The sequence below is a fragment of the Pseudomonas sp. Z5-35 genome, assembly GCF_051131945.1.
GTDB classification, from domain to species: Bacteria; Pseudomonadota; Gammaproteobacteria; order Pseudomonadales; family Pseudomonadaceae; genus Aquipseudomonas; species Aquipseudomonas marvdashtae.
The window spans coordinates 786,828-812,380 of the sequence record NZ_CP071640.1; the positions used below are offsets into that span (position 1 = coordinate 786,828).

The 25,553-nt window shown below is 62.8% G+C and carries 26 protein-coding genes; 21 read left to right on the top strand and 5 right to left on the bottom strand.

Annotation, left to right across the window (positions count from 1 at the left end; translation table 11 throughout):
• Positions 1-106 precede the first annotated feature (106 nt).
• From J3P95_RS03745 to J3P95_RS03760, 4 genes are all read left to right on the top strand, one after another.
• Positions 107-2,011 carry a sigma-54-dependent Fis family transcriptional regulator gene (locus J3P95_RS03745; protein ID WP_434578643.1) on the top strand — a complete coding sequence of 635 codons (1,905 nt, stop codon included), beginning with the start codon at positions 107-109 and terminating at the stop codon, positions 2,009-2,011.
• 161 nt (positions 2,012-2,172) lie between these two features.
• On the top strand, positions 2,173-3,522 hold the full coding sequence (gene mpl / locus J3P95_RS03750) for a UDP-N-acetylmuramate:L-alanyl-gamma-D-glutamyl-meso-diaminopimelate ligase (RefSeq protein WP_434578641.1): 1,350 nt from the start codon (positions 2,173-2,175) through the stop codon (positions 3,520-3,522).
• On the top strand, positions 3,519-4,151 hold the full coding sequence (gene ubiX, locus J3P95_RS03755; RefSeq protein ID WP_217860410.1) for a flavin prenyltransferase UbiX: 633 nt from the start codon (positions 3,519-3,521) through the stop codon (positions 4,149-4,151). The genes mpl and ubiX overlap by 4 nt, the downstream gene beginning before the upstream one ends.
• Positions 4,144-4,428 (top strand): YceK/YidQ family lipoprotein, encoded by a 285-nt coding sequence (locus J3P95_RS03760; RefSeq protein WP_434578639.1) that lies wholly within the window; start codon positions 4,144-4,146, stop codon positions 4,426-4,428. Before ubiX ends, J3P95_RS03760 begins: the two co-directional genes overlap by 8 nt.
• A gap of 157 nt (positions 4,429-4,585) precedes the next feature.
• Here J3P95_RS03760 and J3P95_RS03765 read toward each other — a convergent pair whose 3' ends face one another.
• The 3 genes from J3P95_RS03765 to J3P95_RS03775 form a co-directional block, all read right to left on the bottom strand.
• The gene (locus J3P95_RS03765) at positions 4,586-5,227 is read right to left on the bottom strand and encodes an oxidoreductase (RefSeq protein WP_434560790.1); all 642 of its coding nucleotides are present in this window, start codon (positions 5,225-5,227) and stop codon (positions 4,586-4,588) included.
• Positions 5,228-5,254: 27 nt separating this feature from the next.
• Positions 5,255-6,973, bottom strand: a complete 1,719-nt coding sequence (locus J3P95_RS03770; RefSeq protein WP_434578637.1) for a C13 family peptidase — start codon at positions 6,971-6,973, stop codon at positions 5,255-5,257.
• Between the two features lie 93 nt (positions 6,974-7,066).
• The gene (locus tag J3P95_RS03775) at positions 7,067-7,522 is read right to left on the bottom strand and encodes a MaoC family dehydratase (protein ID WP_434578635.1); all 456 of its coding nucleotides are present in this window, start codon (positions 7,520-7,522) and stop codon (positions 7,067-7,069) included.
• A 189-nt stretch (positions 7,523-7,711) separates the two neighbouring features.
• Here J3P95_RS03775 and J3P95_RS03780 point away from each other — a divergent pair, with 189 nt between their 5' ends.
• Genes J3P95_RS03780 through J3P95_RS03790 form a run of 3 tightly spaced genes read left to right on the top strand, consistent with a single transcriptional unit; the run spans position 7,712 to position 9,391 of the window.
• On the top strand, positions 7,712-8,077 hold the full coding sequence (locus J3P95_RS03780; protein WP_434560796.1) for a CidA/LrgA family protein: 366 nt from the start codon (positions 7,712-7,714) through the stop codon (positions 8,075-8,077).
• Positions 8,074-8,790 carry an LrgB family protein gene (locus J3P95_RS03785; RefSeq protein ID WP_434560798.1) on the top strand — a complete coding sequence of 239 codons (717 nt, stop codon included), beginning with the start codon at positions 8,074-8,076 and terminating at the stop codon, positions 8,788-8,790. Before J3P95_RS03780 ends, J3P95_RS03785 begins: the two co-directional genes overlap by 4 nt.
• Before the next feature lie 10 nt (positions 8,791-8,800).
• On the top strand, positions 8,801-9,391 hold the full coding sequence (locus tag J3P95_RS03790; protein WP_434560800.1) for an LON peptidase substrate-binding domain-containing protein: 591 nt from the start codon (positions 8,801-8,803) through the stop codon (positions 9,389-9,391).
• 18 nt (positions 9,392-9,409) lie between these two features.
• Here the strand turns inward: J3P95_RS03790 and J3P95_RS03795 are convergent, their stop codons facing one another.
• Both J3P95_RS03795 and J3P95_RS03800 read right to left on the bottom strand, forming a co-directional pair.
• A complete protein-coding gene (locus J3P95_RS03795) occupies positions 9,410-10,726 on the bottom strand; it encodes a bifunctional DedA family/phosphatase PAP2 family protein (protein WP_434560802.1) in 1,317 nt (438 codons plus the stop codon).
• A gap of 61 nt (positions 10,727-10,787) precedes the next feature.
• Positions 10,788-11,468 (bottom strand): DNA-3-methyladenine glycosylase, encoded by a 681-nt coding sequence (locus tag J3P95_RS03800; RefSeq protein ID WP_434560804.1) that lies wholly within the window; start codon positions 11,466-11,468, stop codon positions 10,788-10,790.
• A gap of 198 nt (positions 11,469-11,666) precedes the next feature.
• On the opposite strand from J3P95_RS03800, the gene J3P95_RS03805 reads away from it, so the two are divergent.
• The 14 genes from J3P95_RS03805 to J3P95_RS03870 all read left to right on the top strand — a co-directional run bounded on the left by J3P95_RS03805 (position 11,667) and on the right by J3P95_RS03870 (position 25,551).
• Positions 11,667-12,938: a glutamate-5-semialdehyde dehydrogenase gene (locus J3P95_RS03805; protein WP_434560806.1), complete on the top strand. Its 1,272-nt coding sequence runs from the start codon at positions 11,667-11,669 to the stop codon at positions 12,936-12,938.
• Between the two features lie 28 nt (positions 12,939-12,966).
• Positions 12,967-13,638 carry a nicotinate-nucleotide adenylyltransferase gene (nadD, locus tag J3P95_RS03810; protein WP_434560808.1) on the top strand — a complete coding sequence of 224 codons (672 nt, stop codon included), beginning with the start codon at positions 12,967-12,969 and terminating at the stop codon, positions 13,636-13,638.
• A 70-nt stretch (positions 13,639-13,708) separates the two neighbouring features.
• A complete protein-coding gene (gene rsfS, locus J3P95_RS03815; RefSeq protein ID WP_186613710.1) occupies positions 13,709-14,203 on the top strand; it encodes a ribosome silencing factor in 495 nt (164 codons plus the stop codon).
• A 9-nt stretch (positions 14,204-14,212) separates the two neighbouring features.
• The gene (rlmH, locus tag J3P95_RS03820) at positions 14,213-14,680 is read left to right on the top strand and encodes a 23S rRNA (pseudouridine(1915)-N(3))-methyltransferase RlmH (RefSeq protein WP_047229490.1); all 468 of its coding nucleotides are present in this window, start codon (positions 14,213-14,215) and stop codon (positions 14,678-14,680) included.
• 10 nt (positions 14,681-14,690) lie between these two features.
• Positions 14,691-16,586: a penicillin-binding protein 2 gene (gene mrdA / locus J3P95_RS03825; protein WP_434578631.1), complete on the top strand. Its 1,896-nt coding sequence runs from the start codon at positions 14,691-14,693 to the stop codon at positions 16,584-16,586.
• Positions 16,587-16,617: 31 nt separating this feature from the next.
• Positions 16,618-17,721 carry a rod shape-determining protein RodA gene (rodA, locus tag J3P95_RS03830; RefSeq protein WP_186613787.1) on the top strand — a complete coding sequence of 368 codons (1,104 nt, stop codon included), beginning with the start codon at positions 16,618-16,620 and terminating at the stop codon, positions 17,719-17,721.
• Between the two features lie 17 nt (positions 17,722-17,738).
• Positions 17,739-18,749: a lytic murein transglycosylase B gene (gene mltB / locus J3P95_RS03835; protein ID WP_434578629.1), complete on the top strand. Its 1,011-nt coding sequence runs from the start codon at positions 17,739-17,741 to the stop codon at positions 18,747-18,749.
• A complete protein-coding gene (locus J3P95_RS03840; protein ID WP_186613704.1) occupies positions 18,749-19,777 on the top strand; it encodes a septal ring lytic transglycosylase RlpA family protein in 1,029 nt (342 codons plus the stop codon). Before mltB ends, J3P95_RS03840 begins: the two co-directional genes overlap by 1 nt.
• A 167-nt stretch (positions 19,778-19,944) precedes the next feature.
• The gene (locus J3P95_RS03845) at positions 19,945-21,102 is read left to right on the top strand and encodes a D-alanyl-D-alanine carboxypeptidase family protein (RefSeq protein WP_434560816.1); all 1,158 of its coding nucleotides are present in this window, start codon (positions 19,945-19,947) and stop codon (positions 21,100-21,102) included.
• An 81-nt stretch (positions 21,103-21,183) separates the two neighbouring features.
• Positions 21,184-21,459 (top strand): DUF493 domain-containing protein, encoded by a 276-nt coding sequence (locus J3P95_RS03850; RefSeq protein ID WP_003185772.1) that lies wholly within the window; start codon positions 21,184-21,186, stop codon positions 21,457-21,459.
• Positions 21,459-22,106, top strand: coding sequence for a lipoyl(octanoyl) transferase LipB (lipB, locus tag J3P95_RS03855; protein ID WP_434560818.1), 648 nt, complete (start codon positions 21,459-21,461; stop codon positions 22,104-22,106). Before J3P95_RS03850 ends, lipB begins: the two co-directional genes overlap by 1 nt.
• A gap of 1 nt (position 22,107) precedes the next feature.
• Positions 22,108-23,130 carry a lipoyl synthase gene (gene lipA, locus J3P95_RS03860; protein ID WP_434560820.1) on the top strand — a complete coding sequence of 341 codons (1,023 nt, stop codon included), beginning with the start codon at positions 22,108-22,110 and terminating at the stop codon, positions 23,128-23,130.
• A gap of 316 nt (positions 23,131-23,446) precedes the next feature.
• The gene (locus tag J3P95_RS03865) at positions 23,447-24,757 is read left to right on the top strand and encodes a contractile injection system protein, VgrG/Pvc8 family (RefSeq protein ID WP_434578625.1); all 1,311 of its coding nucleotides are present in this window, start codon (positions 23,447-23,449) and stop codon (positions 24,755-24,757) included.
• Positions 24,754-25,551 carry a DUF4123 domain-containing protein gene (locus J3P95_RS03870; protein ID WP_434560824.1) on the top strand — a complete coding sequence of 266 codons (798 nt, stop codon included), beginning with the start codon at positions 24,754-24,756 and terminating at the stop codon, positions 25,549-25,551. Before J3P95_RS03865 ends, J3P95_RS03870 begins: the two co-directional genes overlap by 4 nt.
• The last annotated feature ends 2 nt before the right edge of the window (positions 25,552-25,553 follow it).

The following is a 25,553-nucleotide window of genomic DNA, read 5'->3' on the forward strand; positions in this document are numbered from 1 at the left end:
ACACTCAGGTTTTGGGGCTGCTGCGCAGCCCAGCGGGAGCAAGCTCCCTCGCCACGGGGTAATGTGTCGGCAGGTCCAAAAGGTCCTTCGGGGAGAACAATAAGAAATGCACAGCAACCGTTTGAGTCGCCATGCCCGGCAAGTCCTGACGGTCACCCAAGGCAAGGCCCAATTGCAAGGCCCTGGCAGCGATCCGTCGATTGCCCGTTCCTGGCTGCGCTGCCTTGAGGACTATCACCTCGACCCGGCCCAGAACCTGGCGCCGACGGTGCTTGAGCATGGCCGGGTGCTGGAAAGCCGCGAGCGCCTGCAACAAGTGCTGCACATCGCCGGCAATGAAATGACCAGCCTGCACCAGCAACTGTCCGGCGCCGGCCATGCGGTACTGCTGACCGACGCCCGGGGCGTGATCCTCAACTGTGTCACCGCCCCCAGCGAACGGAAGATTTTCGAACGGGCCGGCCTCTGGCTCGGCGCCGACTGGAGCGAAGCCTGCGAAGGCACCAACGGCATCGGCACCTGCCTGGTGGAGCGCCAAGCCCTGACCATCCACCAGGAAGAACACTTTCGCGGTCGTCACACCGGGCTGACCTGCTCGGCCAGCCCGGTGTTCGACCCGCACGGCGAGTTGCTGGCGGTGCTCGACGTGTCCTCGGCCCGGCCAGACGTCTCGCGCCAGAGCCAGTTCCACACCATGGCCCTGGTCAATCTCTCGGCGAAGATGATCGAGAGCTGCTATTTCCTCCGTTGCTTCGACAATCAGTGGCTGCTGCGCTTTCATTTGCAGGCTGAGTCCGTGGGACTGTTCAGCGAAGGGCTGATGGCGTTTGACGGCGAAGGGCGGATCCGTGCAGTCAACCAGAGCGCGCTGAACCTGCTTGGGCACATTCGCGGCGGCTTGCTCGGTCAGCGGGTCGAGGATTTTTTCGACTGCTCACTGGACGAGTTACTGGGCCGGGCCAGCGCCCAGGCGAGTGCAAGTTGGCCGCTGCGCACCCGTGATGGCCGGCATTTGTTCGCCGTGTTGCGCGGGCAGCCGCGCAGCGTGCCGGTGCCGGTCGCGCCGCAGCTCAAGGCCATCGAGCCCGCGCGCCTGCCGGGCATCTGCCTCGGCGACGCGGCGTTGCAGGAGCATTTTCGCAAGGCGCTGCGGGTCTTCGAGCGCGACGTGCCGCTGCTAATCCACGGCGAAACCGGCTCCGGCAAGGAGGCGTTCGCCAAGGCCGTGCACCACGCCAGCCAGCGCGCCGGGAAAAATTTCGTCGCGCTCAACTGCGCGGCCATTCCGGAAAGCCTGATCGAGAGCGAGTTGTTCGGTTATCGCGGCGGCAGCTTCACTGGCGCGCGCAAGGAAGGGATGCGCGGCAAGCTGCAACAGGCCGATGGCGGCACGCTATTGCTCGATGAAATCGGCGACATGCCACTGGCCTTGCAGACCCGCTTGCTGCGGGTGCTGGAGGATCGCCAAGTGGTGCCCATCGGCGGCGAGCCCGAGGCGGTGAACGTGCGCATCATCAGCGCCACTCACCGGCAATTGCTCGATCGGGTGCAGGACGGCAGTTTTCGGGAGGATTTGTATTACCGGCTCAACGGCCTGGAAATCCCGTTGCCAGCCTTGCGCGAGCGCAGCGATAAAGCCCAGCTGCTGGATTTCCTGCTGGCCGAGGAGAGCGGCGCTGACACCGTGTTCATCGACGAACCTGCGCGCCAGGCATTGCTGGGCTTCGATTGGCCGGGCAACGTGCGGCAACTGCGTAATGTACTGCGCACCCTCGCCGCGCTGTGCGATGGCGGGCGGATTGGGCTCGAGGACTTGCCGGCGATGATTCGCCAACGCCCGGTTGCAGTGGTTGAAACGGTGGCGGAGCGGCCGCTGGAAGATGCCGAGCGCCTGGCGCTGCTCGACGCACTGGAGCGCCAGCGCTGGCACATGACCCATACGGCGGAACAACTGGGGATCAGCCGCAATACCCTTTACCGCAAGCTGCGCAAACACGCCATCGCCCGCTGAGCTACGGACTGCTTTGCAGCCCAGCGGGAGCAAGCTCCCTCGCCACAAAAACCTGTGCTCGAGCAGGAATCCGCGGTGTTCTGGCGCGGATAAGTTCGAAACACAAGGTGCGATTTCCCCCTCCCTACGCTAACCTGCGGCCATGTTTTACGAGGTCGACTATGCACATCCATATTCTCGGTATTTGCGGCACTTTCATGGGTTCGATGGCGGTTTTGGCCAAGGAACTGGGCCATCACGTGACCGGCTCCGACGCCAACGTCTACCCGCCGATGAGCACGCAGCTGGAAGCCCAGGGCATCGAGCTGACCCAAGGTTATGACCCGGCGCAGCTGGACCCGGCGCCGGACCTGGTGGTGATCGGCAACGCCATGTCCCGTGGCAACCCGGCGGTGGAATACGTGCTCAACAAAGGCCTGCCGTACGTGTCCGGACCGCAGTGGCTGGCTGATCATGTGTTGCAGGGTCGTTGGGTCCTGGCCGTGGCCGGTACCCACGGCAAGACCACCACCAGCAGCATGCTCGCCTGGGTGTTGGAGCACGCGGGCATGAGCCCGGGCTTCCTGATCGGTGGCGTGCCGCAGAATTTCTCGGTGTCGGCCCGCCTGGGCGGCACGCCGTTCTTCGTGATCGAGGCCGATGAATACGACAGCGCCTTCTTCGACAAACGCTCGAAATTCGTCCACTACCGTCCGCGTACAGCGATCCTCAACAATCTTGAGTTCGATCATGCCGACATTTTCCCCGATCTGCCGGCCATCGAGCGGCAGTTCCATCACTTGGTGCGCACGATCCCAAGCGAAGGCCTGGTCATCCATCCGACCACCGAGCCAGCCCTGCAACGGGTCATCGAAATGGGCTGCTGGACCCCGGTGCAGACCACCGGCGCGGGCGGTCAGTGGCAGGTGAAGTTGCTCAAGGACGATGGTTCGCAGTTCGAAGTCATGTTCGAGGGCCAGTCCCAAGGTGTGGTCGAGTGGGACATGACCGGCCAGCACAACGTCGCCAACGCCTTGGCAACCCTGGCGGCGGCTCGGCATGTTGGCGTGGTGCCGTCCATGGGCATCGCCGCGTTGAGCGCGTTCAAGAGCGTGAAACGGCGGATGGAAAAAGTTGCCGAGGTGAACGGCATCATCATTTATGACGATTTCGCCCACCACCCGACGGCCATCGCGACCACCCTCGACGGGCTGCGCAAGCGCATCGGCGATGCACCGCTGATCGCCATCATCGAGCCGCGTTCCAACTCCATGAAGCTCGGCGCCCACCGCGACGGCCTGCCGGAAAGCGTGGTCGATGCCGACCAAGTCATCTGGTACGCACCGGCCAACCTGGGCTGGGACCTCGCAGCGACCGCTGCGCTGTGCACGGTGCCGTCGATTGTCAGCGATTCTCTGGAAGGCATTATCGAGCGTGTGAAAAGCCAGGCCCAGCCCGGCACTCACGTGGTGATCATGAGCAACGGCGGCTTCGGCGGCCTGCACGGGAAACTGGCCGAGGCACTGAAATGAGCAATGGCCCCGAACGCATCACGCTGGCGATGACCGGTGCGTCCGGCGCCCAGTATGGCTTGCGCTTGCTCGATTGCCTGGTGCGCGAAGACCGCGAGGTGCACTTCCTGATCTCCAAGGCCGCGCAACTGGTGATGGCCACCGAGACCGACGTCACCCTGCCACCCAAGACTCAGATGATGCAGGCCTTCCTCACCGAATACACCGGTGCGGCGGCGGGGCAGATTCGCGTGTACGGCAAGGAAGACTGGATGTCACCGGTGGCTTCGGGTTCCGGTGCGCCGGCGGCCATGGTGGTGGTGCCGTGTTCCACCGGGACGCTGTCGGCGATTGCCACCGGGGCTTGCAACAACCTGATCGAGCGCGCCGCGGACGTCACGCTGAAGGAGCGCCGCCAGTTGATCCTCGTACCGCGGGAAGCGCCGTATTCGAGCATTCACCTTGAGCACATGCTCAAGCTGTCGAACATGGGCGTGACCATCCTGCCGGCCTCGCCGGGTTTCTATCACCAGCCGCAGACCATCGACGACTTGATCGATTTCGTCGTCGCGCGGATTCTCAATCTGCTGAACATCCCCCAAGACATGTTGCCGCGCTGGGGCGAGCATCATTTGAGCAGTGATGAATAAGCTGCTGATCGTGCTGCTGGCGCTGCAACTGACCGGCTGCGCCACCGCCCGCACCCTCGACGCCGCCAAGCCGGGTGCGCCGGTGGTATACGCGGGCACGCGCCTGGATCTATACGCCCTGAACGGTGGTTGCTGCGCCAAGGACCGCTTTGGTGCCGAGGCGCCGAGTTATCCGGGTCTTGATCTGCCGGGCAGTGCGTTGCTCGACACGCTGTTGTTGCCGCTGTCGTTGTTGACGGTGATTGGCGTGGGGTTTCAGGCGACGGGCGGCATGTAACAGACGCCTGGAACCCCGTGGCGAGGGAGCTTGCTCCCGCTGGACCGCGAAGCGGCCCTAAGCTTCTTGGGCTGATCCAAATCCGAGGGCGACTGCTGCGCAGTCGAGCGGGAGCAAGCTCCCTCGCCACAATGATCGCATTGGCCTGGGCAGCAGGTTATTTACCCAGCTTGCGCAACTCATCCGACTCCACCACCCGCACCCCATCCTCTTCTTCCAGCGCCAGGCGCCACATGGCCCGGGCCAGTTGGCAGGCTTCGATGCCGTGGTACTTGCCCGGGATCAGCTTGGACAAGGGGCCGGCCAGTTGTTCGGCCAGGCGCGGTTCGACGCGGTCGCCCAACAACAGGGAAGGGCGGCAAATGGTCAATTGCGGCCAGTCCTGGGCCGTCAGGGCTTCTTCCATTTCGCCTTTGACCCGGTTGTAGAAAATCGATGATTTCGCATCGGCATTCAGGGCGCTGACCACGATCAGGTGCCGCGCGCCCAGTTCGCGGGCGCGTTTGGCGAAGGCCACCACCAGGTCCAGGTCCACCGCCCGGAAGGCCTGTTCGGAGCCGGCTTTCTTGATCGTCGTGCCGAGGCAGCAGAAGGCGATATCGACTGGGCCGTCCAATCTTGGCAGCACCTCGGCCGGTTCCCCGACCGGATTCTCCAAGTGCGGATGCTCGGCCAATGGCCGGCGGGAAGGCGCCAGTACCCGAGTAATGGTCGGCTCGTTGAGCAGCCGGTCCAGTAGATGTTCCCCGGTCAATCCGGTCGCGCCGGCGAGCAAAACATGCTGAGGCGTCAAGTACATAGTGTTTCCCCCTTGATACGGTTCAGCTTAGTTGCTCTTTTTACGCTCGTCGTTCAGTGCAGCACTTTGCAACGCTTTTCGCGCCTGTTGCTTGCGCAGCAATTGCCAGTGGGACAGCACGGTCCGGGGCGCCCAGATCTGCGGCTCCGAGGCTTCGAAGTTGTCCGCCTGCTCCCGTTCGGCAACGATGCCCTTGGCGAGCTTGAAGGCTTGTTCCAGGTCGTCGGTCTGGTTCAGCGCCTGGGCAAACAGGGCGTCGCCGAAATAGGTGAAGTTGGCTTCTTCGGAGCAGCCAAAAGACACCCGGTCAGCCCGGGACGCGGTCATGACCAGCGTGCGCTCATTCTTCAGGGCCGGAATGAAACCGCCGGAATAACAGGCTGAAATCACCATGATCTTGTCGCGATTCTTCAGCGGCGCCAGGACCACGGCCAGCTCGTCGGCGGGCAGGTCGGCCAGTTCCATGCGTGGTTGATCGAGCACCAATTCATGCTCGCTGGTGCCGTGGCTGGTCAGGTAGATGAAGATCAGGTCTTCCGGGCCGCTGCGCTCGGCCAGGGTAGCGGCGGCACGGCGTAGGCTTTCACGGCTGGCCATGGGTCGATCGCCGAGGTGATCGCGGTGGTTCACCAGTCGGATCTGGCCAAACGCGTTGAAACGGCTGGCGAGCATGTTGGCGACATAGTCGGATTCGCGCAGGAACACGCTTTGCTTGCCGTCGCCGCCCAGGGTCAAGCTGTACAGCTCCACGGCCGGGGTCGAGGCCGGGATGTTGGCGAGGGCATCGTCCAGCAGCCGGCCTTGGGCCAGGACGCCGAGTTCAAGGACGTCCGGCAGCAGCTTGCCGTCGGCGTCGCGTATCCGCTGGCCGTTGGCCCAGGTGCCGCTTTGCACAGTGCCGTCGGTCAGCACCAGGGTGCCGCGCCCGTGGTAGCTGTCGGCTTCGAACTGGCCGACGTAGAAGCTGCCATCGGGCAGGTTGAGGCGCCCCTCACCGGTGAAGCGCCATTCATTGAAGCGGCCGCGGTAATGGCTGCCGTCGGCGCCAATCAACTCGCCCTTGCCGGTCAGCGCGCCGTCCTTGAACTGGCCGATCCAGACGTCGCCATCGGCATTTTCGTAGCGACCGCGACCGTTGAGTTGGTTGTTCCTGAAGCCGCCGACATAAACGTCGCCATCGGCGCTGTTGAAGGTGCCCTTGCCCTGGAGCTGGCCGTCGACGAAGTGCCCGGTGAACTGGTTACCGCTGGCATCGAAACGCTGGCCTTCACCGTTGGGCTTGCCGTTGGCGAAGGGGCCCTGGTACTGGCTGCCGTCGTCGAGCTCCAGGCGTCCGAGACCGGAGTAGCGGTCGGCCTTGAACTCGCCCCGGTAGGTCATGCCGTTTTCCTTGAGCGTCCCTTCGCCGTCCCGCCGGCCCAGCTTGAAACCGCCGCTGTAGCTGCTGGTCGGTGTGGTCAGGCTGCCCTGGCCGTGGAACAGACCTTGCTGGAATTGGCCGCGATAGACTTCGCCATTGCTGCCATGCCATTCCCCGGTGCCATGCCACTGGCCTTTGTCGAATTGGCCGGCGTACCAGCTGCCGTTGGGGTAATCGATGCGGCCCTGGCCTTGCAAGAGCCCATCCACCAGATCGCCGCGATAGCGCCCGCCGTCGGGCAGGCGCGCGTCGGGGGGCAACAGCGATTCGCCGTCGCCACAAGCGGTGAGCAAGAGGGCCAGAGTCAGGGGGACAAGTGCGCGCATAACGGGATCCAAGTAATCAGGCGACGAGTATGCCGCAGCTATGCGCATTGAAGCGATGCGAAACTGCATGAGCGGTTTCGCGACCGCGGGGGTTTACACGAAGCAGAGCGACAGCGGCTCGGCAATGTAGGCCGGTTTTTCCGACCCTTCGATTTCCAGGGTGGCGATGGCCTTGAGCAGCCATTGACCGGGTTTTTTCTCGGTGACGTCCACCAGGTCGACCTTGAGACGGACCTTGGAGTCGACTTTCACCGGTTGGATGAAACGCACGCTGTCCAGCCCGTAGTTGACGACCATTTTCACGCCCTCGGGCAGGATCAGGATGTCTTCCATCAATTTGGGCATCAGCGACAGCGACAGGAACCCGTGGGCGATGGTGCTGCCGAACGGGGTCTGCGCGGCCTTGACCGGGTCGACATGGATGAACTGGAAGTCGCCGGTGGCTTCGGCGAACAGGTTGATGCGGTCCTGGTCGATGGTCAGCCAGTCGGAACGTCCAAGTTCCTTGCCGACATAATCTTTAAGCTCTGCAACTGGAACGTAGGGCATTGAGGCTCTCCTTGGTTCATCTGTCCTGTTTTTTTGGAACGGGGGGCTGCGCCCCCGGGAATCACTGTAGATCAACATGGCGCGCCGGGAAGGTCATCGACCATGCTTTTTACGAATGCCGAACCATAGCGCCGGCGTGCTTATAATGCCGACGCATTCTTTGAGTAAGTGTTGCAGGGGGAAGAGCGGATGTTGTTACGGGGCCTGACCTGGCTGGTGCTGTTCCAATTGCTGGGCACCGCCTTGAATCATTTATTCCTGCCAATCCTGCCGGGGCCGATCATTGGCCTGCTGCTGTTGCTGGGCTACCTGATCACGCGCGGCGAAGTCAGCGAGCCGTTGAACCTGGCCGCCAGCAGCCTGCTGCGTTATCTGCCGTTGCTGCTGGTGCCGCCGGCGGTGGGGGTGATGGTGTATGCCCGGGCAATTGCCGCCGATTTCTGGGCGATTGTCGGTGCACTGGTGTTGTCCTTGATCCTGTCCGTGGCGTTGACGGGCGTGCTGATGCAGCGCCTGTCCCGGCGTCACAGTGTCGAGCCGGAGGACGCCCAATGATGTTCGATTGGCAGGGCGCCTGGACTTCGGTGATCCATCATCCGCTGTTCGGCATCGGCATTACCCTGGGCGCTTATCAACTGGTCTTGGCGGCGTTCGAAAAAACCCGCTGGGTGTTCCTGCAACCGGTATTGATGTCGATGCTGCTGTTGATCGCTGTGCTGGTCGGCTGCGGCATCAGCTACGCCGAATACCGCAAGAGCACCGAGATACTCAGCATTCTGCTGGGTCCCGCCACGGTGGCGCTGGCGGTGCCGTTGTATTTGAACCTGCGACGAATCCGTCAATTGTTCTGGCCGATTTTTACTACGCTGGTGATAGGCGGAGTGTTCGCCACCGGTTCTGCGGTGGTACTGGGCTGGGCATTAGGTGCCGAACACATGATTCTGATGACCATGGCGCCCAAGTCCGTGACGTCGCCGATCGCCATGCTGGTGGCCGAGCAGATCGGCGGCGTGGCAGCGATGGCGGCGGTGTTCGTGTTGATCACGGGCGTGCTCGGGGCGATTCTGGGCCCGAGCATTTTGTCCCGATTGGGGGTCCACAGTCCTGAGGCCCGTGGCATGGCCCTGGGCCTGACCGCCCATGCGGTAGGTACGTCGGTGGCGTTGCAGGAAAGCGAGGAGTCGGGCGCCTTCGCGGCACTGGCGATGAGTCTGATGGGCGTGGCCACGGCGGTGGTGCTGCCGCTGGTGGTGTCGATGACTGTTTAAGGAATGGGTTATGAGCTTGCCGCTGTTCCCGTTGAACACCGTACTGTTCCCCGGTTGCACCCTCGATCTGCAGATCTTCGAGGCGCGTTACCTGGACATGATCGGGCGTTGCATGAAAAAGGGCGAAGGCTTCGGCGTGGTCTGCATCCTCGACGGCGAGGAAGTCGGCATCGCGCCTGACGGCTATGCGCGGGTGGGTTGTGAAGCGCTGATCACCGACTTTTCCCAGCAAGAGAATGGCCTGTTGGGTATTCGCGTGCAGGGCGCACGACGTTTCCTGGTGCACAACAGCAGCGTCCAGGCCGATCAACTCACCGTGGCTCAGGTCGAGTGGCTCGAAGACGAGCCGGAGCAACCGCTACAGGATGAGGACGCCGATCTGGTCGCCTTGCTCAAGGCCCTGGCCGAACACCCCATGGTCGAAGCGCTGAACATGGGCACCGAAGCGACCGGCCAGCAATCGCTGGCCAATCAACTGGCCTATCTGCTGCCGTTCAACGAACTGGACAAGATCGACCTGCTGCAACTCGACGATCCCCAGCAGCGCCTGGATGCGATCCAGGCCTTGCTCGATGAATTACAGGGTGAGTTGTTCGCCTGACACGACTGCGCCGATGCATCAATAGGCATACCGCAACATCGCGTGGGGCAAATGCCGCAGGGCGAAGAAGCTGAACGCCGCCATCAGTGCCGGGAGGACTAGCCACCAGACTTTTGGCGACATGGCGCGAAGCGGCTCCTGGCGCTGGCTCAGCCACAGGACAGCGGCGCAGACGGTGGCGGCGAGCACGGCGCCGGCGACGACATCGCTCGGCCAGTGGGCACCGAGGTACACCCGCGACAAGGCAATGGCCAGCGCCGGCAACGAGCCGAGCAACAGCCAGGTCAAGCGCAGGCGTGGCGGTTGGCCGCGCCCGGCCAGTATCGCCAGGGCCAGGAACAGCGCAAAGGCGCCGGAAGCGTGGCCGCTGGGCATGCTGTAGCTGGTCAAGGGTTCGCTCAGGATTTCAGGGCGCACGCGGGCGAAGAACAGCTTGAAGCCGGTGTTGGCCAGGGCGGTAAGCAGCATTGTGCCGCCGGCAAAGATTGCCTGCCGCCATTGTCGTGCCAACAGCAGCAACCCGGTCACCAGGCTGCAGACAATCAGCATGTAGCGAAATTCGCCGATCAGCGTAAAGGTCACGGCGATCTCGTCCATCGTCGCGCTGCGATGCTCCTGGACCAGGGCCATCAGGCCTTGGTCGAACGCCGTCAGGTAGCGAAAACCGATAAACAGGCCGATCAGGATCGCCAGGCCAACCACCGCGATGATCGCCGAGGCGTGGCGATGGCGACGCAGGCTGCTGTTGACGCTGAGTCCAAGCATCACGGCGATGCTGCCGATGACGACACCGGCCTGTGGCCAGAAACCTTCGGGCAGCGGCAGGCGGAACGCCGCTCCGGTGGCCCAGCCCGGCAGCAGGTACGCCACGGTCCAGCCTGCCGCCGCGACCAGGCTGACAGCGGCGAAGCGCAGGAACGGCATGTCGCACATCCCGGCCACCATCGGCAGCATTGGCCGCAGCGGTCCGATAAAGCGCCCCACCAGCAGGCTGGCGATGCCGTAGCGTTGGAAGTAGCTCTCCGCCGCGCTCATCCATTCCGGATGGTGCCGCAGCCCCGGCAGGCGCCGGATGTTCTGGTGGAAATGCCGGCCCAGCAAGTACGACACCAGATCCCCGAGCAGTCCCCCTAGAAGCCCCAGCAGCAACGTTTCGCCCAAGGACAACGCACCGCTGCCGGCCAGCACCGCAATCGCGAACAACAGCACCGTGCCCGGTACGATCAGCCCGGCGATGGCCAGGCATTCCACGCAAGCGACGACGAACACCGCCACCGCCAGCCATTGCGGGTTTACAGTCAGCCAGCCGGTAATGCTATCGAGCCATGGGCCCATAAAGACAACTCCATTGTTTATTCAAGCGGCATGCAATTTTTGTCAGGGAGCGGTACTGCGTTCAGGCAAGCAAAAAATAATCACGGCCCTCGACCTGGCCGCGCCGCAGCGGATTGCGGGTGCACCACGGCGCGTAGGCGGCATCGACGAAGCGATAGAGCAGGTCTTCGTCCCGTCCCAGTGGGATGCCCAAACGAGTGGTCTGGATCACATTGACCGTCGGCACGCCCACATCTTCCACCAGCAACCGTTCGGGGTCGAAGCGCTTCGCGTCCCAGTCCGGCACTTTCAGCCCCAGCGCCTTGCACAGCAAGGTCTGCCCGGCACAAAGCTTTTGCGGTGTGCGTGGTCGGCCCTGGGCGTCGGGGTTGTTGAGCAGCATCTGCGCCAGGCTCGCCGGGCCGCTGGTGGCGTCGACCCAGGGATACGCCGATTTGATCAATACCGCGTTGCCCGGGCCTTGGGCGCTGAAGTTCAGCGAATCGCCGCCGCGGGCGTAGTACATATAGATGTGGCCGCCATCCAGAAACAAAGCCCTGCGTTTTTCCGTATAGCCCAGGGAGGCATGGCTGCCTTTCTCAGCGAAGTAATACGCTTCGGTTTCGATGATTCGCGCGCTGAGCCACACGTCACCGACTTTGTGGCGAATGACCTTGCCCAGCAGATCCTGGGCAAGTACTTGGGCGTCGCGATCAAAAAAAGCGTGGGGCAAGGCAATGGGCGTGGTTGGCGAATCGGTCATGGCGAGGAACGGAGTAGGGCCAAAGATAGCGCGATGATAACAACGGAAAGCTTAATTACCGCTGAACATTCACGGGAATACCTGCGATTAATGCCGGTTTTGCTCCTCCGCCGGTCACCGCTGCGAGTCCATGCTGTTAGTCGAGGGTTACGACAGCTATAATCTGCCGCTTTCCTCTTTGCCAAGACCACACAGACCATGACTGAGTCCGTTCTTGACTACATGACCCGCTTGGGTCGCGCCGCTCGCGAAGCGTCGCGCATCATCGGCCGTGCCAGCACCGCGCAGAAAAACCGCGCCCTGCAGGCCGCCGCCAATGCGCTGGATGCTGCGCGCGCCGAGTTGTCCGCCGCCAACGAACTGGACCTGGCCGCTGGCCGGGCCAATGGTCTGGAGCCGGCGATGCTCGAGCGCCTGGCGCTGACTCCGGCGCGTATCGACGGCATGATCGTCGGTCTGCGTCAGGTCGCGGCCCTGCCGGACCCGGTCGGGGCGATCCGCGACATGAGCTATCGGCCGTCGGGTATCCAGGTCGGCAAGATGCGCGTGCCCCTGGGCGTGGTCGGGATCATCTACGAGTCGCGGCCGAACGTGACCATCGACGCCGCGAGCCTGTGCTTGAAGTCCGGTAACGCGACCATCCTGCGCGGTGGCTCCGAGGCGATTCATTCCAACCGTGCTATCGCCGCCTGCATCCAGCGCGGCCTGGCTGAAGCCGATCTGCCGGCGGCGGTGGTGCAAGTGGTGGAAACCACCGATCGCGCGGCAGTCGGCGCGCTGATCACCATGCCCGAGTTCGTCGACGTCATCGTGCCGCGCGGCGGCAAGGGGCTGATCGAGCGGGTCAGCCGCGACGCCCGCGTGCCGGTGATCAAGCATCTGGACGGCATCTGCCACGTCTACGTCAGTGCCCACGCCGAGCTGCCGAAAGCCCAGCGCATCGCCTTCAACGCCAAGACCTACCGCTACGGTATCTGCGGCGCGATGGAAACCCTGCTGGTGGACCAGGCTGTTGCCAGCGATTTCCTGCCATCGATGGCCGCCCAGTTTCGCGAAAAAGGCGTCGAGCTGCGCGGCTGCGAGCGGACCCGGACGATCATCGACGCGGCGGTCGCCACCGAGGAAGACTGGGACACCGAGTACCTGGCGCCGATCCTGTCGATCCGCGTGGTCGACGGGCTCGACCAGGCGATCGAGCACATCAATCGCCATGGCTCCCACCACACCGACTCCATCGTCAGCGAACACCAGGGTGAAACCCGGCGTTTCGTGGCCGAAGTGGACTCGGCGTCGGTGATGATCAACACCCCGACTTGCTTCGCCGATGGCTTCGAATATGGATTGGGTGCCGAGATCGGCATTTCTACTGATAAGCTGCACGCCCGCGGCCCGGTGGGCCTCGAAGGCCTGACGTGCGAAAAGTACATTGTGGTCGGTGACGGCCAGCTGCGCGGCCAGGAGCCGGTCTGACTTGGGCGACCTCGACCCACTGGCCTCTATGACTACGACCGCTGTGACGGCGACCGCGTCAAAGCGCATCGGTATCCTGGGCGGCACGTTCGACCCGGTGCACATCGGCCATCTGCGCGGTGCACTGGAAGTCGCCGATGCCCTGGGCCTCGATGAGCTGCGCCTGACGCCGAGCGCCCGGCCACCTCATCGGGATACGCCGCAGGTGTCGGCGCAAGACCGCCTGGCGATGGTCGAGTGCGCGGTGGCCGGTGTGGCGCCGTTGGTGGTGGACGCCCGAGAATTGCAGCGGGACAAGCCGTCCTACACCATTGACACCCTGGAGCTGATGCGCGCCGAACTGGCCGCCGATGCCCAGGTTTTCCTGCTTCTGGGCTGGGACGCATTTTGCGGCCTGCCCACTTGGCATCGCTGGGAAGAGTTGCTCCAGCATTGCCACATCCTGGTGCTGCAACGCCCGGATGCCGACAGCGAACCGCCGGATGCCTTGCGCAACCTGCTGGCGGCGCGCTCGGTGAGCGACCCGCTGGCCCTCAAGGGACCGAGCGGACAGATTGCATTCGTCTGGCAGACACCGCTCGCGGTATCCGCCACCCAGATCCGTCAACTGCTGGCCAGCGGTAAGTCGGTACGTTTCCTGGTGCCCGACGCGGTCCTGGCCTACATCGATGCGCACGGTCTGTACCGTGCGTCGAACTGAACAAGGTGTGCTTCGCCGACACGAATCAACGTGTACCGAAGCGCCCGAACATGAGCAAAACGAGTTTTATATGACTGACAAAGACCTGAACAAAGTAAAGCGCAAGGGCACCTTCAAGAGCGCCCCGCTGCCGGTAGAGGCGCATACCGGCGTGGTGCTGGCCGGCGAAGAGCTGGTCAAGGTGGCCGTGGCGGCCCTCGAAGACGTCAAGGCCCAGGACATCCAGGTGATCGACGTTCGTGAAAAGCAGAGCATCACCGACTACATGATCATCGCCACCGGTACGTCCAATCGCCAGATCGGCGCGATGCTCGACAAGGTCCGCGAAGCGGTGAAGGCCCAGGGCGTCAAGCCGCTGGGCGAAGAAGGCAAGGGCGACAGCGACTGGGTCCTGTTGGACATGGACGACGTCATCGTGCACATGATGACCGCCTCGGCGCGCCAGTTCTATGACCTGGAACGCCTGTGGGCAGGCGCCGAGCAGAGCCGTTCGGCCAGCGCCGCGCACCACAGCCCGGAAAACCCCCATGAGCACTTCACCAAGCTCAACAAAGACCAGCAATAAGGGATCGCTGTGCGACTGCGCCTGATCGCCGTCGGTTCTCGCATGCCCAAGTGGGTGGAAGAAGGCTGGCATGAATATGCCAAGCGTCTTCCGTCCGAGCTGGCCTTGGAACTGGTGGAAATTCCGCTCAATACCCGTGGCAAGAACGCTGACGTGGCGCGCTTCATCCGCCAGGAAGGCGAAGCCATGCTGGCCAAGGTCGGGCCGAACGAGCGGATCGTCACCCTCGAAGTCCACGGCAAGCCCTGGAGCACCGAGCAACTGGCGGTCGAGCTCGATCGCTGGCGGCTGGATGCGCGCACGGTCAATTTCATGGTGGGTGGCCCGGAAGGGCTGGCGCCGGAAGTCTGCGCGCGAGCCGATCAACGCTGGTCCTTATCGCCCCTGACGTTGCCGCACCCGCTGGTGCGGATCCTGATCGGTGAACAGTTGTATCGTGCCTGGACAGTCCTGTCCGGGCACCCTTATCACAAGTAATCCTGCCCTCATGCCTCAGCCGATTCGCATCAAGGACCACGAAAAAGACGCCCGCCTGGTGCGGGGCCGCGTCGTGTTCGGTGCTATTGCGGTGGTGGCGCTGATCGGCGTGCTGATCGCGCGGCTGTATTTCCTCCAGGTGATCCAGTACGAATACCACTCGACCCTGTCGGAAAGTAACCGCGTACATGTTCAGCCGATCCCGCCGACCCGCGGGTTGATTTTCGACCGCAATGGCGTGGTGGTGGCCGACAACCGGCCCAGTTTCAGCCTGAGCATGACCCGCGAGCGCTCCGGTGACTGGCAGCAGGTGCTCGACGTGATCGTCGAGGTGCTGCAACTGACGCCAGAGGACCGGGCGATCTTCGAAAAGCGCATGCGCCAGGGCCGGCGTCCCTTCGAGCCGGTGCCGATCATGTTCGAGCTGACCGAAGAACAGATCGCCCTGATTGCCGTGAACCAGTTCCGCCTGCCGGGCGTCGAGGTGGTGGCGCAACTGGTGCGGCATTATCCCCAAGGGCCGCACTTCGCCCATTCGGTCGGCTACATGGGCCGGATCAACGAAAAAGAGCTCAAGACGCTCGATCCGGTCAACTACAGCGGCACTCACCATATCGGCAAGACCGGCATCGAGCGTTTCTACGAAGCCGAGCTGCACGGCCAGGTGGGTTATGAGGAAGTCGAGACCAACGCCCGCGGCCGCGTACTGCGAGTGCTCAAGCGCACCGACCCGATTCCCGGCAAGGACATTGTCCTGAGCCTGGACATCAAATTGCAGGAAGCCGCCGAAGCAGCACTGGGAGGACGGCGTGGCGCGGTGGTTGCCTTGGACCCCAACACTGGCGAAGTGCTGGCGATGGTCAGCCAACCGAGTTTCGACCCGAACCTGTTCGTCACCGGCATCAGCTTCAAGGCCTACGCCGAGCTGCGCGATTCCATCGACCGGCCGCTGTTCAACCGTGTACTGCGCGGGCTCTATCCGCCGGGCTCAACCATCAAGCCGGCCGTGGCGATTGCCGGGCTGGACGCTGGCGTTGTGACTGCGTCGAGCCGCGTCTACGACCCGGGTTACTACCAATTGCCGAACTACGACCACAAGTACCGTAACTGGAACCGCACCGGTGACGGCTACGTGGACCTGGAAGCGGCGATCATGCGTTCCAACGACACCTACTTCTACGACCTGGCCCACAAGCTGGGGATCGACCGGTTGTCGTCCTACATGAACAAGTTCGGCCTCGGTCAGAAGGTGTCCCTGGACATGTTCGAAGAGTCCCCTGGCCTGATGCCGTCGCGGGAGTGGAAACGGGCGACTCGCCGCCAGCCCTGGTTCCCCGGCGAAACCCTGATCCTGGGGATCGGCCAGGGCTACATGCAGGCAACGCCCTTGCAACTGGCCCAGGCCACGGCCCTGGTGGCGAGCAAGGGCAAGTGGTATCGCCCGCACCTGGCCAAGACCATCGAAGGCCAGAAGCCCTTGGACCCGGACCCGATGCCGGACATTATCCTGCGCAACCCGTCGGACTGGCAGAAGGTCAACATCGGCATGCAGCAGGTGATGCACGGCGCCCGGGGCACCGCGCGCAAGGCGGCCATTGGCGCGCAATATCGCATCGCTGGCAAGAGCGGCACGGCCCAGGTCGTGGCGATCAAGCAGGGCGAGAAATACGACCGCTCCAAGGTTCAGGAGCGCCATCGTGACCACGCCTTGTTCGTCGGCTTCGCGCCGGCCGAAAATCCCAAGATCGTGGTGTCGGTGATGGTCGAGAACGGTGAGTCCGGTTCCGGTGTCGCCGCGCCGGTGGTGCGCCAGATCATGGACGCCTGGCTGCTGGATGAGCACGGTCAGCTCAAGCCCGAATACGCAAGCCCCACCACTGCGGAGGCTACGGCCCGTGAAGAATAATTTCGACCGCATCCTGTCCAGCGAAGACGTGATGCGCCGCCGCGCCACCTTGCTGCAACGCATGCACATCGACGGGCCGTTGCTGATCCTGCTGCTGACGCTGGCCGCCGGCAGCCTGTTCGTGCTGTATTCGGCCAGTGGCAAGAGCTGGGACCTGCTGGCCAAGCAGGCCACCTCGTTCGGCATCGGCCTGGTATCGATGATCGTCATCGCGCAGCTCGAACCACGGTTCATGGCGCGCTGGGTGCCGCTGGCCTATGTCGTCGGCGTGGGTTTGCTGGTGGTGGTGGACATCATGGGTCACAACGCCATGGGCGCCACCCGCTGGATCAACATTCCCGGAGTGATCCGTTTCCAGCCCTCGGAATTCCTCAAGATCATCATGCCGGCGACCATCGCCTGGTACCTGGCCAAACGTTCCTTGCCGCCGCAGCTCAAGCATGTTTGCATCAGCCTGTTGCTGATCGGCATCCCGTTCATCCTGATCGTCCGCCAACCAGACCTCGGCACCTCGCTGCTGATCCTGGCCGGTGGCGCCTTCGTGCTGTTCATGGGCGGGCTGCGCTGGCGCTGGATCCTCAGCGTGATCGCCGCCGCCGTGCCGGTGTCGGTGGCCATGTGGTATTTCGTGATGCACGACTACCAGAAGCAGCGCGTGCTGACCTTCCTCGATCCGGAAAGCGATCCGCTGGGCACCGGCTGGAACATCATCCAGTCCAAGGCCGCCATCGGTTCCGGCGGGGTGTTCGGCAAGGGTTGGCTGATGGGCACCCAGTCGCACCTGGACTTTTTGCCAGAGAGCCACACCGACTTCATCATCGCGGTGATGGGCGAAGAGTTCGGCCTGGTGGGCATTTGCGTGCTGCTGCTGATCTATTTGCTGTTGATCGGCCGGGGGCTGGTGATTACCGCCCAGGCGCAGACGTTGTTCGGCAAATTGCTGGCGGGCAGCCTCACCATGACGTTTTTTGTTTATGTTTTCGTCAATATCGGTATGGTCAGTGGCCTGCTGCCAGTCGTGGGGGTGCCGTTGCCATTCATTAGCTACGGAGGAACTTCGCTGGTGACGCTACTGTCAGCGTTTGGGGTTTTGATGTCGATTCATACGCACCGCAAGTGGATCGCACAGGTTTGAATAAGGTGAAGAGTTCAATGCAAGCAATGCGTGGCTGGTCGACGCGATATGCGCCGTGGGTCGGCCTGGTCGGCTTCCTGGGCTGCGCGCCGCAGGCCCTGGCCGGCGAATACGAAGGCTCGCCGCAGGTGGCCGAGTTCGTCGGTGAAATGACCCGTGACTACGGTTTCGCCGGTGAACAGCTGATGGGCGTGTTCCGCGAGGCCGAGCGCAAGCAATCGATCCTCGACGCGATTTCCCGGCCCGCCGAGCGCGTCAAGCAGTGGAGCGAGTACCGGCCAATGTTCATCACCGAGGCGCGGATCGCCCGGGGCGTGGATTTCTGGCGCCAGCATGAGGCGGCCCTGGCCCGCGCCGAGCAGGAATATGGCGTGCCGGCCCAAGTCATCGTGTCCATCATCGGCGTCGAAACCTTCTTTGGCCGCAACACCGGCAATTTCCGCGTGATCGACGCACTGTCGACCCTGGGCTTCGATTACCCGCCGCGCGCCGAGTTCTTCCGCAAGGAGCTGCGCGAGTTCCTGCTGCTGGCCCGCGAAGAACAGGTCGATCCGCTGACCCTTAAGGGCTCCTACGCAGGCGCCATGGGCCTGCCGCAATTCATGCCCAGCAGTTTCCGCGCCTACGCGGTGGACTTCGACGGCGACGGCCACATCAATATCTGGACCAACCCGACCGATGCCATCGGCAGCGTCGCCAGCTATTTCAAGCGTCACGGCTGGGAGGCTGGCCAGCCTGTGGTCAGCCGCGCCGAGGTGCGTGGCGAGCAGGTGGACGAAGGCTTGACCGAAGGTATCGAGCCGACGAAAACCGTCGGGGAGTTGCGAGCGCTGGGCTGGTCGAGTCATGATGCGCTGCGTGACGACATGCCGGTCACCGCGATGCGCCTTGAAGGCGAGCAGGGCCCTGAATATTGGATGGGCCTGAAGAATTTCTACGCGATTACGCGTTATAACCGCAGCGTGATGTACGCCATGGCCGTACATCAACTGTCTGAAGAGCTGGTCAAAGCACGGGGCGTCAAATAATGCGGGCATTGCCTACCTATCAACCCCTGAAAGCCAGGCCCCTCAAGCTGGTGGCATTGGCGGCGCTGTCGTTGCTGGTCGTCAGTTGTTCGACCAGTCGCGCACCGACCCAGAAAACGCCCACCACCGCCGTGCGCGCCACGCCGGGCCTGGACATCAACCGGGCCCACAAGGACGGCGCGCCGTGGTGGGACGTCGATGTCTCGCGCATTCCCGACGCGACGCCGACGCTGCACACCGGTCCCTACAAGGCCAATCCGTATACGGTGCTGGGCAAGACCTATTTTCCGATCGCCGAATCCAAGCGCTACGTCGCTTCGGGCACGGCGTCCTGGTATGGCACCAAGTTCCACGGCCAGAACACCGCCAATGGCGAGGTGTACGACCTGTACGGCATGAGCGCGGCCCACAAGACCTTGCCGCTGCCCAGTTATGTACGGGTGACCAACCTGGACAACAACAAGACGGTGATCTTGCGGGTGAACGACCGTGGGCCGTTTTATTCCGATCGCATCATCGATTTGTCGTACGCGGCGGCGAAAAAGCTCGGTTACGCTGAAACCGGCACTGCCCGGGTCAAGGTCGAAGGTATCGATCCCCAGGAATGGTGGGCCCAGCGTGGCCGTCCGGCGCCTCTGATGCTCAACGAACCGAAAGTGGCGCAAAATGCCGCGCCGACCCTGACGGCTTCCACCGGCACGGTCGAGCAATGGACCCCGCCGCCGCAGCAACATGCCGCGGCCGTGGTGCCTGTGCAGATCGACGCAAAAAAAAACGCTTCTGCAACAGCGTCTGGCCAGTATCTGCAAGTGGGCGCGTTCGCCAACCCGGACGCTGCAGAGCTGCTCCGATCGAAGCTGAGTTCGATGGTCAGCGCGCCGGTGTTCATCAGCTCGATCGTGCGCAACCAGCAGACACTGCATCGGGTGCGCCTGGGGCCGATCGGTTCTCCGGGTGAGGTGCAGCAGGTACAGAACAGCGTGCGCCTGGCCAATCTCGGTTCGCCGAGCCTGGTCACCGCCGAGTAACTGATTGAAAGCCCGCTGCGGTTGCAGCGGGTCAGGTTGTTGGCTCCATGAATAACAAAAGCCCGGCAAGGGTTGTGAGTGAGCAACTTAAATACGCGGCAGCTCCTTGATGAGTTGCCTGTTTAGTTTTGCCTTTGGGCAGTTCCATTAGCGATTTCGAGAGACGGATGAACATCACCACCTTTGCCAAACGCCTTTGCCTGCTAGTCCCGCTGCTTCTTTCACCGGCCGCGTTCGCGGTCGAGATGATGCCGGCGCCCCCTCAATTGGCCGCCAAATCCTTTGTGCTCATGGATGCCAGCAGCGGCGAGGTCCTGGTAGAGAACAACGGTGACCAGCGCCTGCCGCCGGCCAGCCTGACCAAGCTGATGACCGCGTACATCGCGACCCTGGAGATCCGTCGTGGCCAGATCGGCGAAAACGACCCGGTGACTGTCAGCGAAAACGCCTGGCGCACCGGCGGTTCGCGGATGTTCATCAAGGTCGGTTCGCAAGTGACCGTCAGCGACCTGCTGCACGGCATCATCATCCAGTCCGGCAACGACGCCAGCGTCGCCCTGGCCGAGCACATCGCCGGCAGCGAAGATGCGTTCGCCGACATGATGAACAAAACCGTCGCCGACCTGGGCATGACCAACAGCCACTTCATGAACCCGACCGGCCTGCCGAACCCCGAGCATTATTCCTCGGCTCACGACATGGCACTGCTGGCGCGGGCGATCATCCACGAAGACCCGGCGCACTACGCTATTTATTCCCAGAAGGAATTTTTCTGGAATGGCATCAAGCAGCCTAACCGCAACCTGCTGCTGTGGCGCGACAAGACCGTCGATGGCCTGAAGACCGGCCACACCGAAGAGGCCGGCTATTGCATGGTGTCCTCGGCTGTCCGTGACGGTATGCGCTTGATCGCCGTAGTGTTCGGCACCAACAGCGAAGTGGCCCGTGCCGCCGAGACCCAAAAGCTGTTGACCTACGGTTTCCGCTTCTTCGAAACCCAGACGTTCTACCAGAAGGGCACCGAACTGGCCCAGGCCCAGGTCTGGAAAGGCACCACCAACCAGGTGAAGGCCGGCCTGGCCCAAGACTTGACCATGACCTTGCCTAAAGGCCAGCTCAAGAAACTCGCCGCCAGCATGACCATGAACCCGCAACTGACCGCGCCGATCGCCAAGGGCGACGTCATCGGCAAGGTCGAAGTCAAGCTGGACGACAAAGTGGTGCACAGCGCCGACCTGATCGCGCTGGACGCGGTCGAGGAAGGTGGTATCTTCCGCCGCATGTGGGATAGCATCCGTCTATTCTTCTACGGCTTGTTCAACTGATTCGAGTGTTGACCTGCATGGCCCCGTTCCTTTCCGGCGCGGGGCCATGTTCGTTACCACGGCTTGCGAGGCCGTTACGCCATGACAGACTCCGAAGTAAAGGCGCCAAAGATCGAATTTCCCTGCGCGGATTATCCGATCAAGGTAATCGGCGACACCGGTGTGGGTTTCAAGGACAGGATCATCGCGATCCTTGAGAAGCACGCCACCGTTGACCACAAGACCCTGGCCGAGCGCCAGAGTACCAACGGCAAGTACACGACTATCCAGTTGCATATCATTGCCACTGGCCAGGAACAGCTCTACGACATCAATAGCGAGCTGCGAGCGACCGGTTTCGTGCACATGGTGTTGTGATGCCGGGCACGCTGGGCTTTCGCGAGCTGGGCACGATGGCTTACGAGCCGGTCTGGCATGCCATGCAGCGCTTTACCAATGAACGCGGCACCACCGCCGGCGATGAAGTCTGGCTGGTCGAGCACCCATCGGTGTTCACCCAGGGGCAGGCGGGCAAGGCCGAGCACCTGTTGTTGCCGGGGGACATCCCGGTGGTGAAGGTCGACCGGGGCGGGCAGGTGACTTACCATGGCCCCGGCCAACTGGTTGCCTACCTGCTGCTGGATGTACGCAAGCTGGGGTTCGGCGTTCGCGAGTTGGTCACCCGCATGGAGACATGCCTGGTCGACCTGCTCGAAAGCTATGGCGTGACCGCGGCGGCCAAGCCGGATGCGCCGGGTGTCTACGTCGACGGGGCGAAGATCGCCTCGTTGGGCCTGCGAATCCGCCATGGCTGTTCGTTTCACGGCCTGGCGTTGAATGTGGACATGAACCTTGAGCCGTTCCAACGGATTAATCCCTGTGGCTACGCAGGGCTGGCGATGACCCAGCTGCGCGATCACACAGGATCGATTGAATTTGCCGAGGTAAGTGCCCGGCTGCGTGCGCAGCTCGTCAAACACCTCGACTATGCTGAGCAGACGACCCTCACGGGCGGAATCGACTGATATGACTACTGATGCAGTGCAAACCATGATCCCGACGCTGGACGTCACCGAACGTCCGGCCCCGCGTGCCAAGGTAGAGGCCGGCGTCAAGCTGCGCGGCGCCGAGAAGGTTGCACGCATCCCGGTCAAGATCATCCCGACCACCGAACTGCCGAAGAAACCCGACTGGATCCGCGTGCGCATCCCGGTTTCGCCGGAAGTCGACCGGATCAAGGCCCTGCTGCGCAAGCACAAGCTGCACAGCGTTTGCGAGGAAGCCTCCTGCCCGAACCTGGGCGAGTGCTTCTCCGGCGGCACCGCGACTTTCATGATCATGGGCGACATCTGCACCCGTCGTTGCCCGTTCTGCGACGTCGGCCACGGTCGTCCGAAGCCACTGGACACCAATGAGCCGCAAAGCCTGGCCATCGCCATCGCCGACCTGAAGCTCAAGTACGTGGTCATCACCTCGGTGGACCGCGACGACCTGCGTGACGGCGGCGCCCAGCACTTCGCCGATTGCATCCGCGAAATCCGCAAGCTGTCGCCGAACGTCCAGCTGGAAACCCTGGTGCCCGATTACCGTGGCCGCATGGACATCGCCCTGGAAATCACCGCGGCCGAGCCGCCGGATGTGTTCAACCACAACCTGGAAACCGTGCCGCGCCTGTACAAGGCTGCGCGCCCGGGTTCGGACTACCAGTGGTCGCTGACCCTGTTGCAACGCTTCAAGCAGATGATGCCGCACATTCCGACCAAGTCCGGCTTGATGCTGGGCCTGGGTGAAACCGACGAGGAAGTCATCGAGGTCATGAAGCGCATGCGCGAGCATGACATCGACATGCTGACCCTGGGCCAATACCTGCAACCGTCCCGTAGCCACTTGCCAGTGCAGCGTTTCGTGCACCCGGACACCTTCGCCTGGTTCGCCGAGGAAGGCTACAAGATGGGCTTCAAGAACGTCGCGTCCGGTCCGTTGGTACGGTCTTCGTATCATGCCGATGAGCAGGCGAAACTGGTCAAGGCTGAGCTGTTGGGTTCCTGATCGATACCCAAATGCAACAATGACTGCAGGGCTCATCGGCGGCCCGTAGCGGTTCACTTATGGAAAAGGCGCTTCTCCTGAAAAGGAAAAGCGCCTTTTTTGCTTTGTTCCGAGGCCTCTGCCTGCCTGCTGGCGAGGGAGAAGGGGAGCCATCGTCGGGCTGCCGTGTGTACAGCCTGTTTGCTCCAGCCCCCTTTCCCCTAACCGCTGCTTTCCGTATTTCATGTAGTCCTTTTCCTAATTTGCAGTTGAGCCCTCTACTCGACCCCGGCTCTCAGCGAGAATGCCCGGTCGCCCCTCCTGTAGAGAAACGCCGATGTCCGATCCAGCCTGCGAGTTATCATTTCGTCTGGAGGTAGCCGGTTTGTCCGAAGCGCTTATCGTCGTGGCCTTCACCGGCCTTGAAGCCATCAGCGAACCGTTTGTTTTCGAAGTGGAACTGGTGCTCGGCGACCTGACCCTGGACTTGGCGGGTTTGCTGTACCGCGACGTATGGTTGAGTTTCGGGGCGCCGGATCGGGGCATCCATGGACAGCTTCACGAGATTGTCCACCGGCATGGCGAGGCCTGTCGTGTTCGCATCGGGCCGAAGCTGGCGTGCCTCGCCCAGCGCTTCAGCCAACGAGTGTTCAATGCTTGTTCGGTGCCGCAGATCATTCGCCAGGTGCTCAAGGGGCATGGCATCGGTGGTCGCAATCTATGCCTGGACCTGAGCGGCGAATATCCGCCGCAGGATCTGTGCACCCAATACCGAGAATCGGACCTGCACTTCCTGCAACGGGTGTGCGCCCAGGCAGGGATTCACTTCCATTTCGAACACACTCGGGATCGGCATTGCCTGGTTTTCGCTGACACGGTGGTCGGCGTTCCCATAGCAGGCAAAGCGGTTTGCAGCGATGAAGGGCGAACCTGCGCAGTGCAGGCCTTCAGGGTACAGGTTGACGCTTCGGGAGTGCCGGTGGCACAAGGGCGCAGCGATCTGATGCACTTGCGTGCCGAGCAGATTCTGTCGCTGACGGCCCATTCATTCGAAAGACGCAACCAGCTCTGGCGATTGACCAAGGTGGAGCACCGAGGTCAGTCCGGCATCTATGGCAATCATTTCCGGGCCATTCCCTGGGAGTGGCCTTTCGTGGCGGACAGGGTGCCAGCCAAGCCCGTCATGGTGAGCAGGCAACGCGGATGGGTCGTGGTGGTCGATGAACCACCGCTGGCCGGACGAGTGGCGGTTCAGTTCGACTGGGCCTATCAGGGGGAGGGGGCCAGCCCCAGCCATTGTTGGCTGCCATTGGCGCCCGAGTTGGCGTCGCGCCGTGCGGGGGCCATTTGCGAAGGCACCGAAGTATTGGTGAGTTTTATCGAGGGCGATCCTGATCGCCCCTTGGTCTGCGCATTTCTCGGCGCTCCTGCCGACGCCCGGACGCCACAAACGGTCTCGTCGAACGCGTCCTCGCTAACGTCCTCGGAGCCGTCTGGAGTCGATACATCCTTATTGTCCGCGATCCAGGGAGGCGAGCCGCTGGTCTTGCTTTGCCTGTTGCCCGGCGGGGGGCGCTTCAGCCCTTGTGCCGAGCCAGTGTGTACGTGCCGCATGTTGACGCGGCACGGCGCGGGCGCTGCTCCATGAACGTCGCAATGCTGCCTGGCCCGGCCCCGCAATGGTTGCTGCTCGATGTGCCGGGCGCGCCGGAGGCTGCGCAGCGCCTGCGGGAGCAGTTCAGAGAGGCGCGACGGTTCCCCCTGCTCGAAGACACCGAGTTCGATGAATTGAAGACGCACGGCCCGTTGTTGGTGGATTTGCGCAAGTCGCCTGCGCTGGCCAGCCTGTGCCGATTGGACGCCCAGTCCTGGCCAGGGCTGCTGTTGGTGAGCGCGACGCCAGTCGAGTCGCTGCTGGCGCATTTGCGTCGCATGTTGATCGTGACGCTTGGCCTTCACCACAAGGCTCTGTTGAACTATTACAACCCGCACACCGCCAGCTATTTCTTCGATGGTTGCGATCCTCGGGAGCTCAGCTGCTGGCTCGGGCCGATCAGCCTGTTGCGGTGGTTCGGTGGTACCTGGGCTGACCGGGCGACGGGCTGCCACGGTTGGCAACAACTCTCTAATCCCAGGCTGCCGGTGCCGGCGCTGGAGACCGAGCATGGCCTCAGCGACGGACAGCAGATCAGATTGCAGGAGTGCCTGCTGGAGCGTCACGTCTGGCAATGGTCCCGCTCCACGGGGCATGACTATTGGGTGCTCTGGGAGTATCTGCAACAAGGCCGGGCGCTGGGGTTCAGCGAGCAGGCCGTTATCGACGGCTGGTTGTGGTTACGTCTGCAATATCCCGATGCCCGGCCAGTGCCAGGGCTGGTGGGCGGCTCGCAGCGAGAACGTCTCGACCATCTGCGTCGGCTGTGGCAGGACGATCAAGGCTGAGC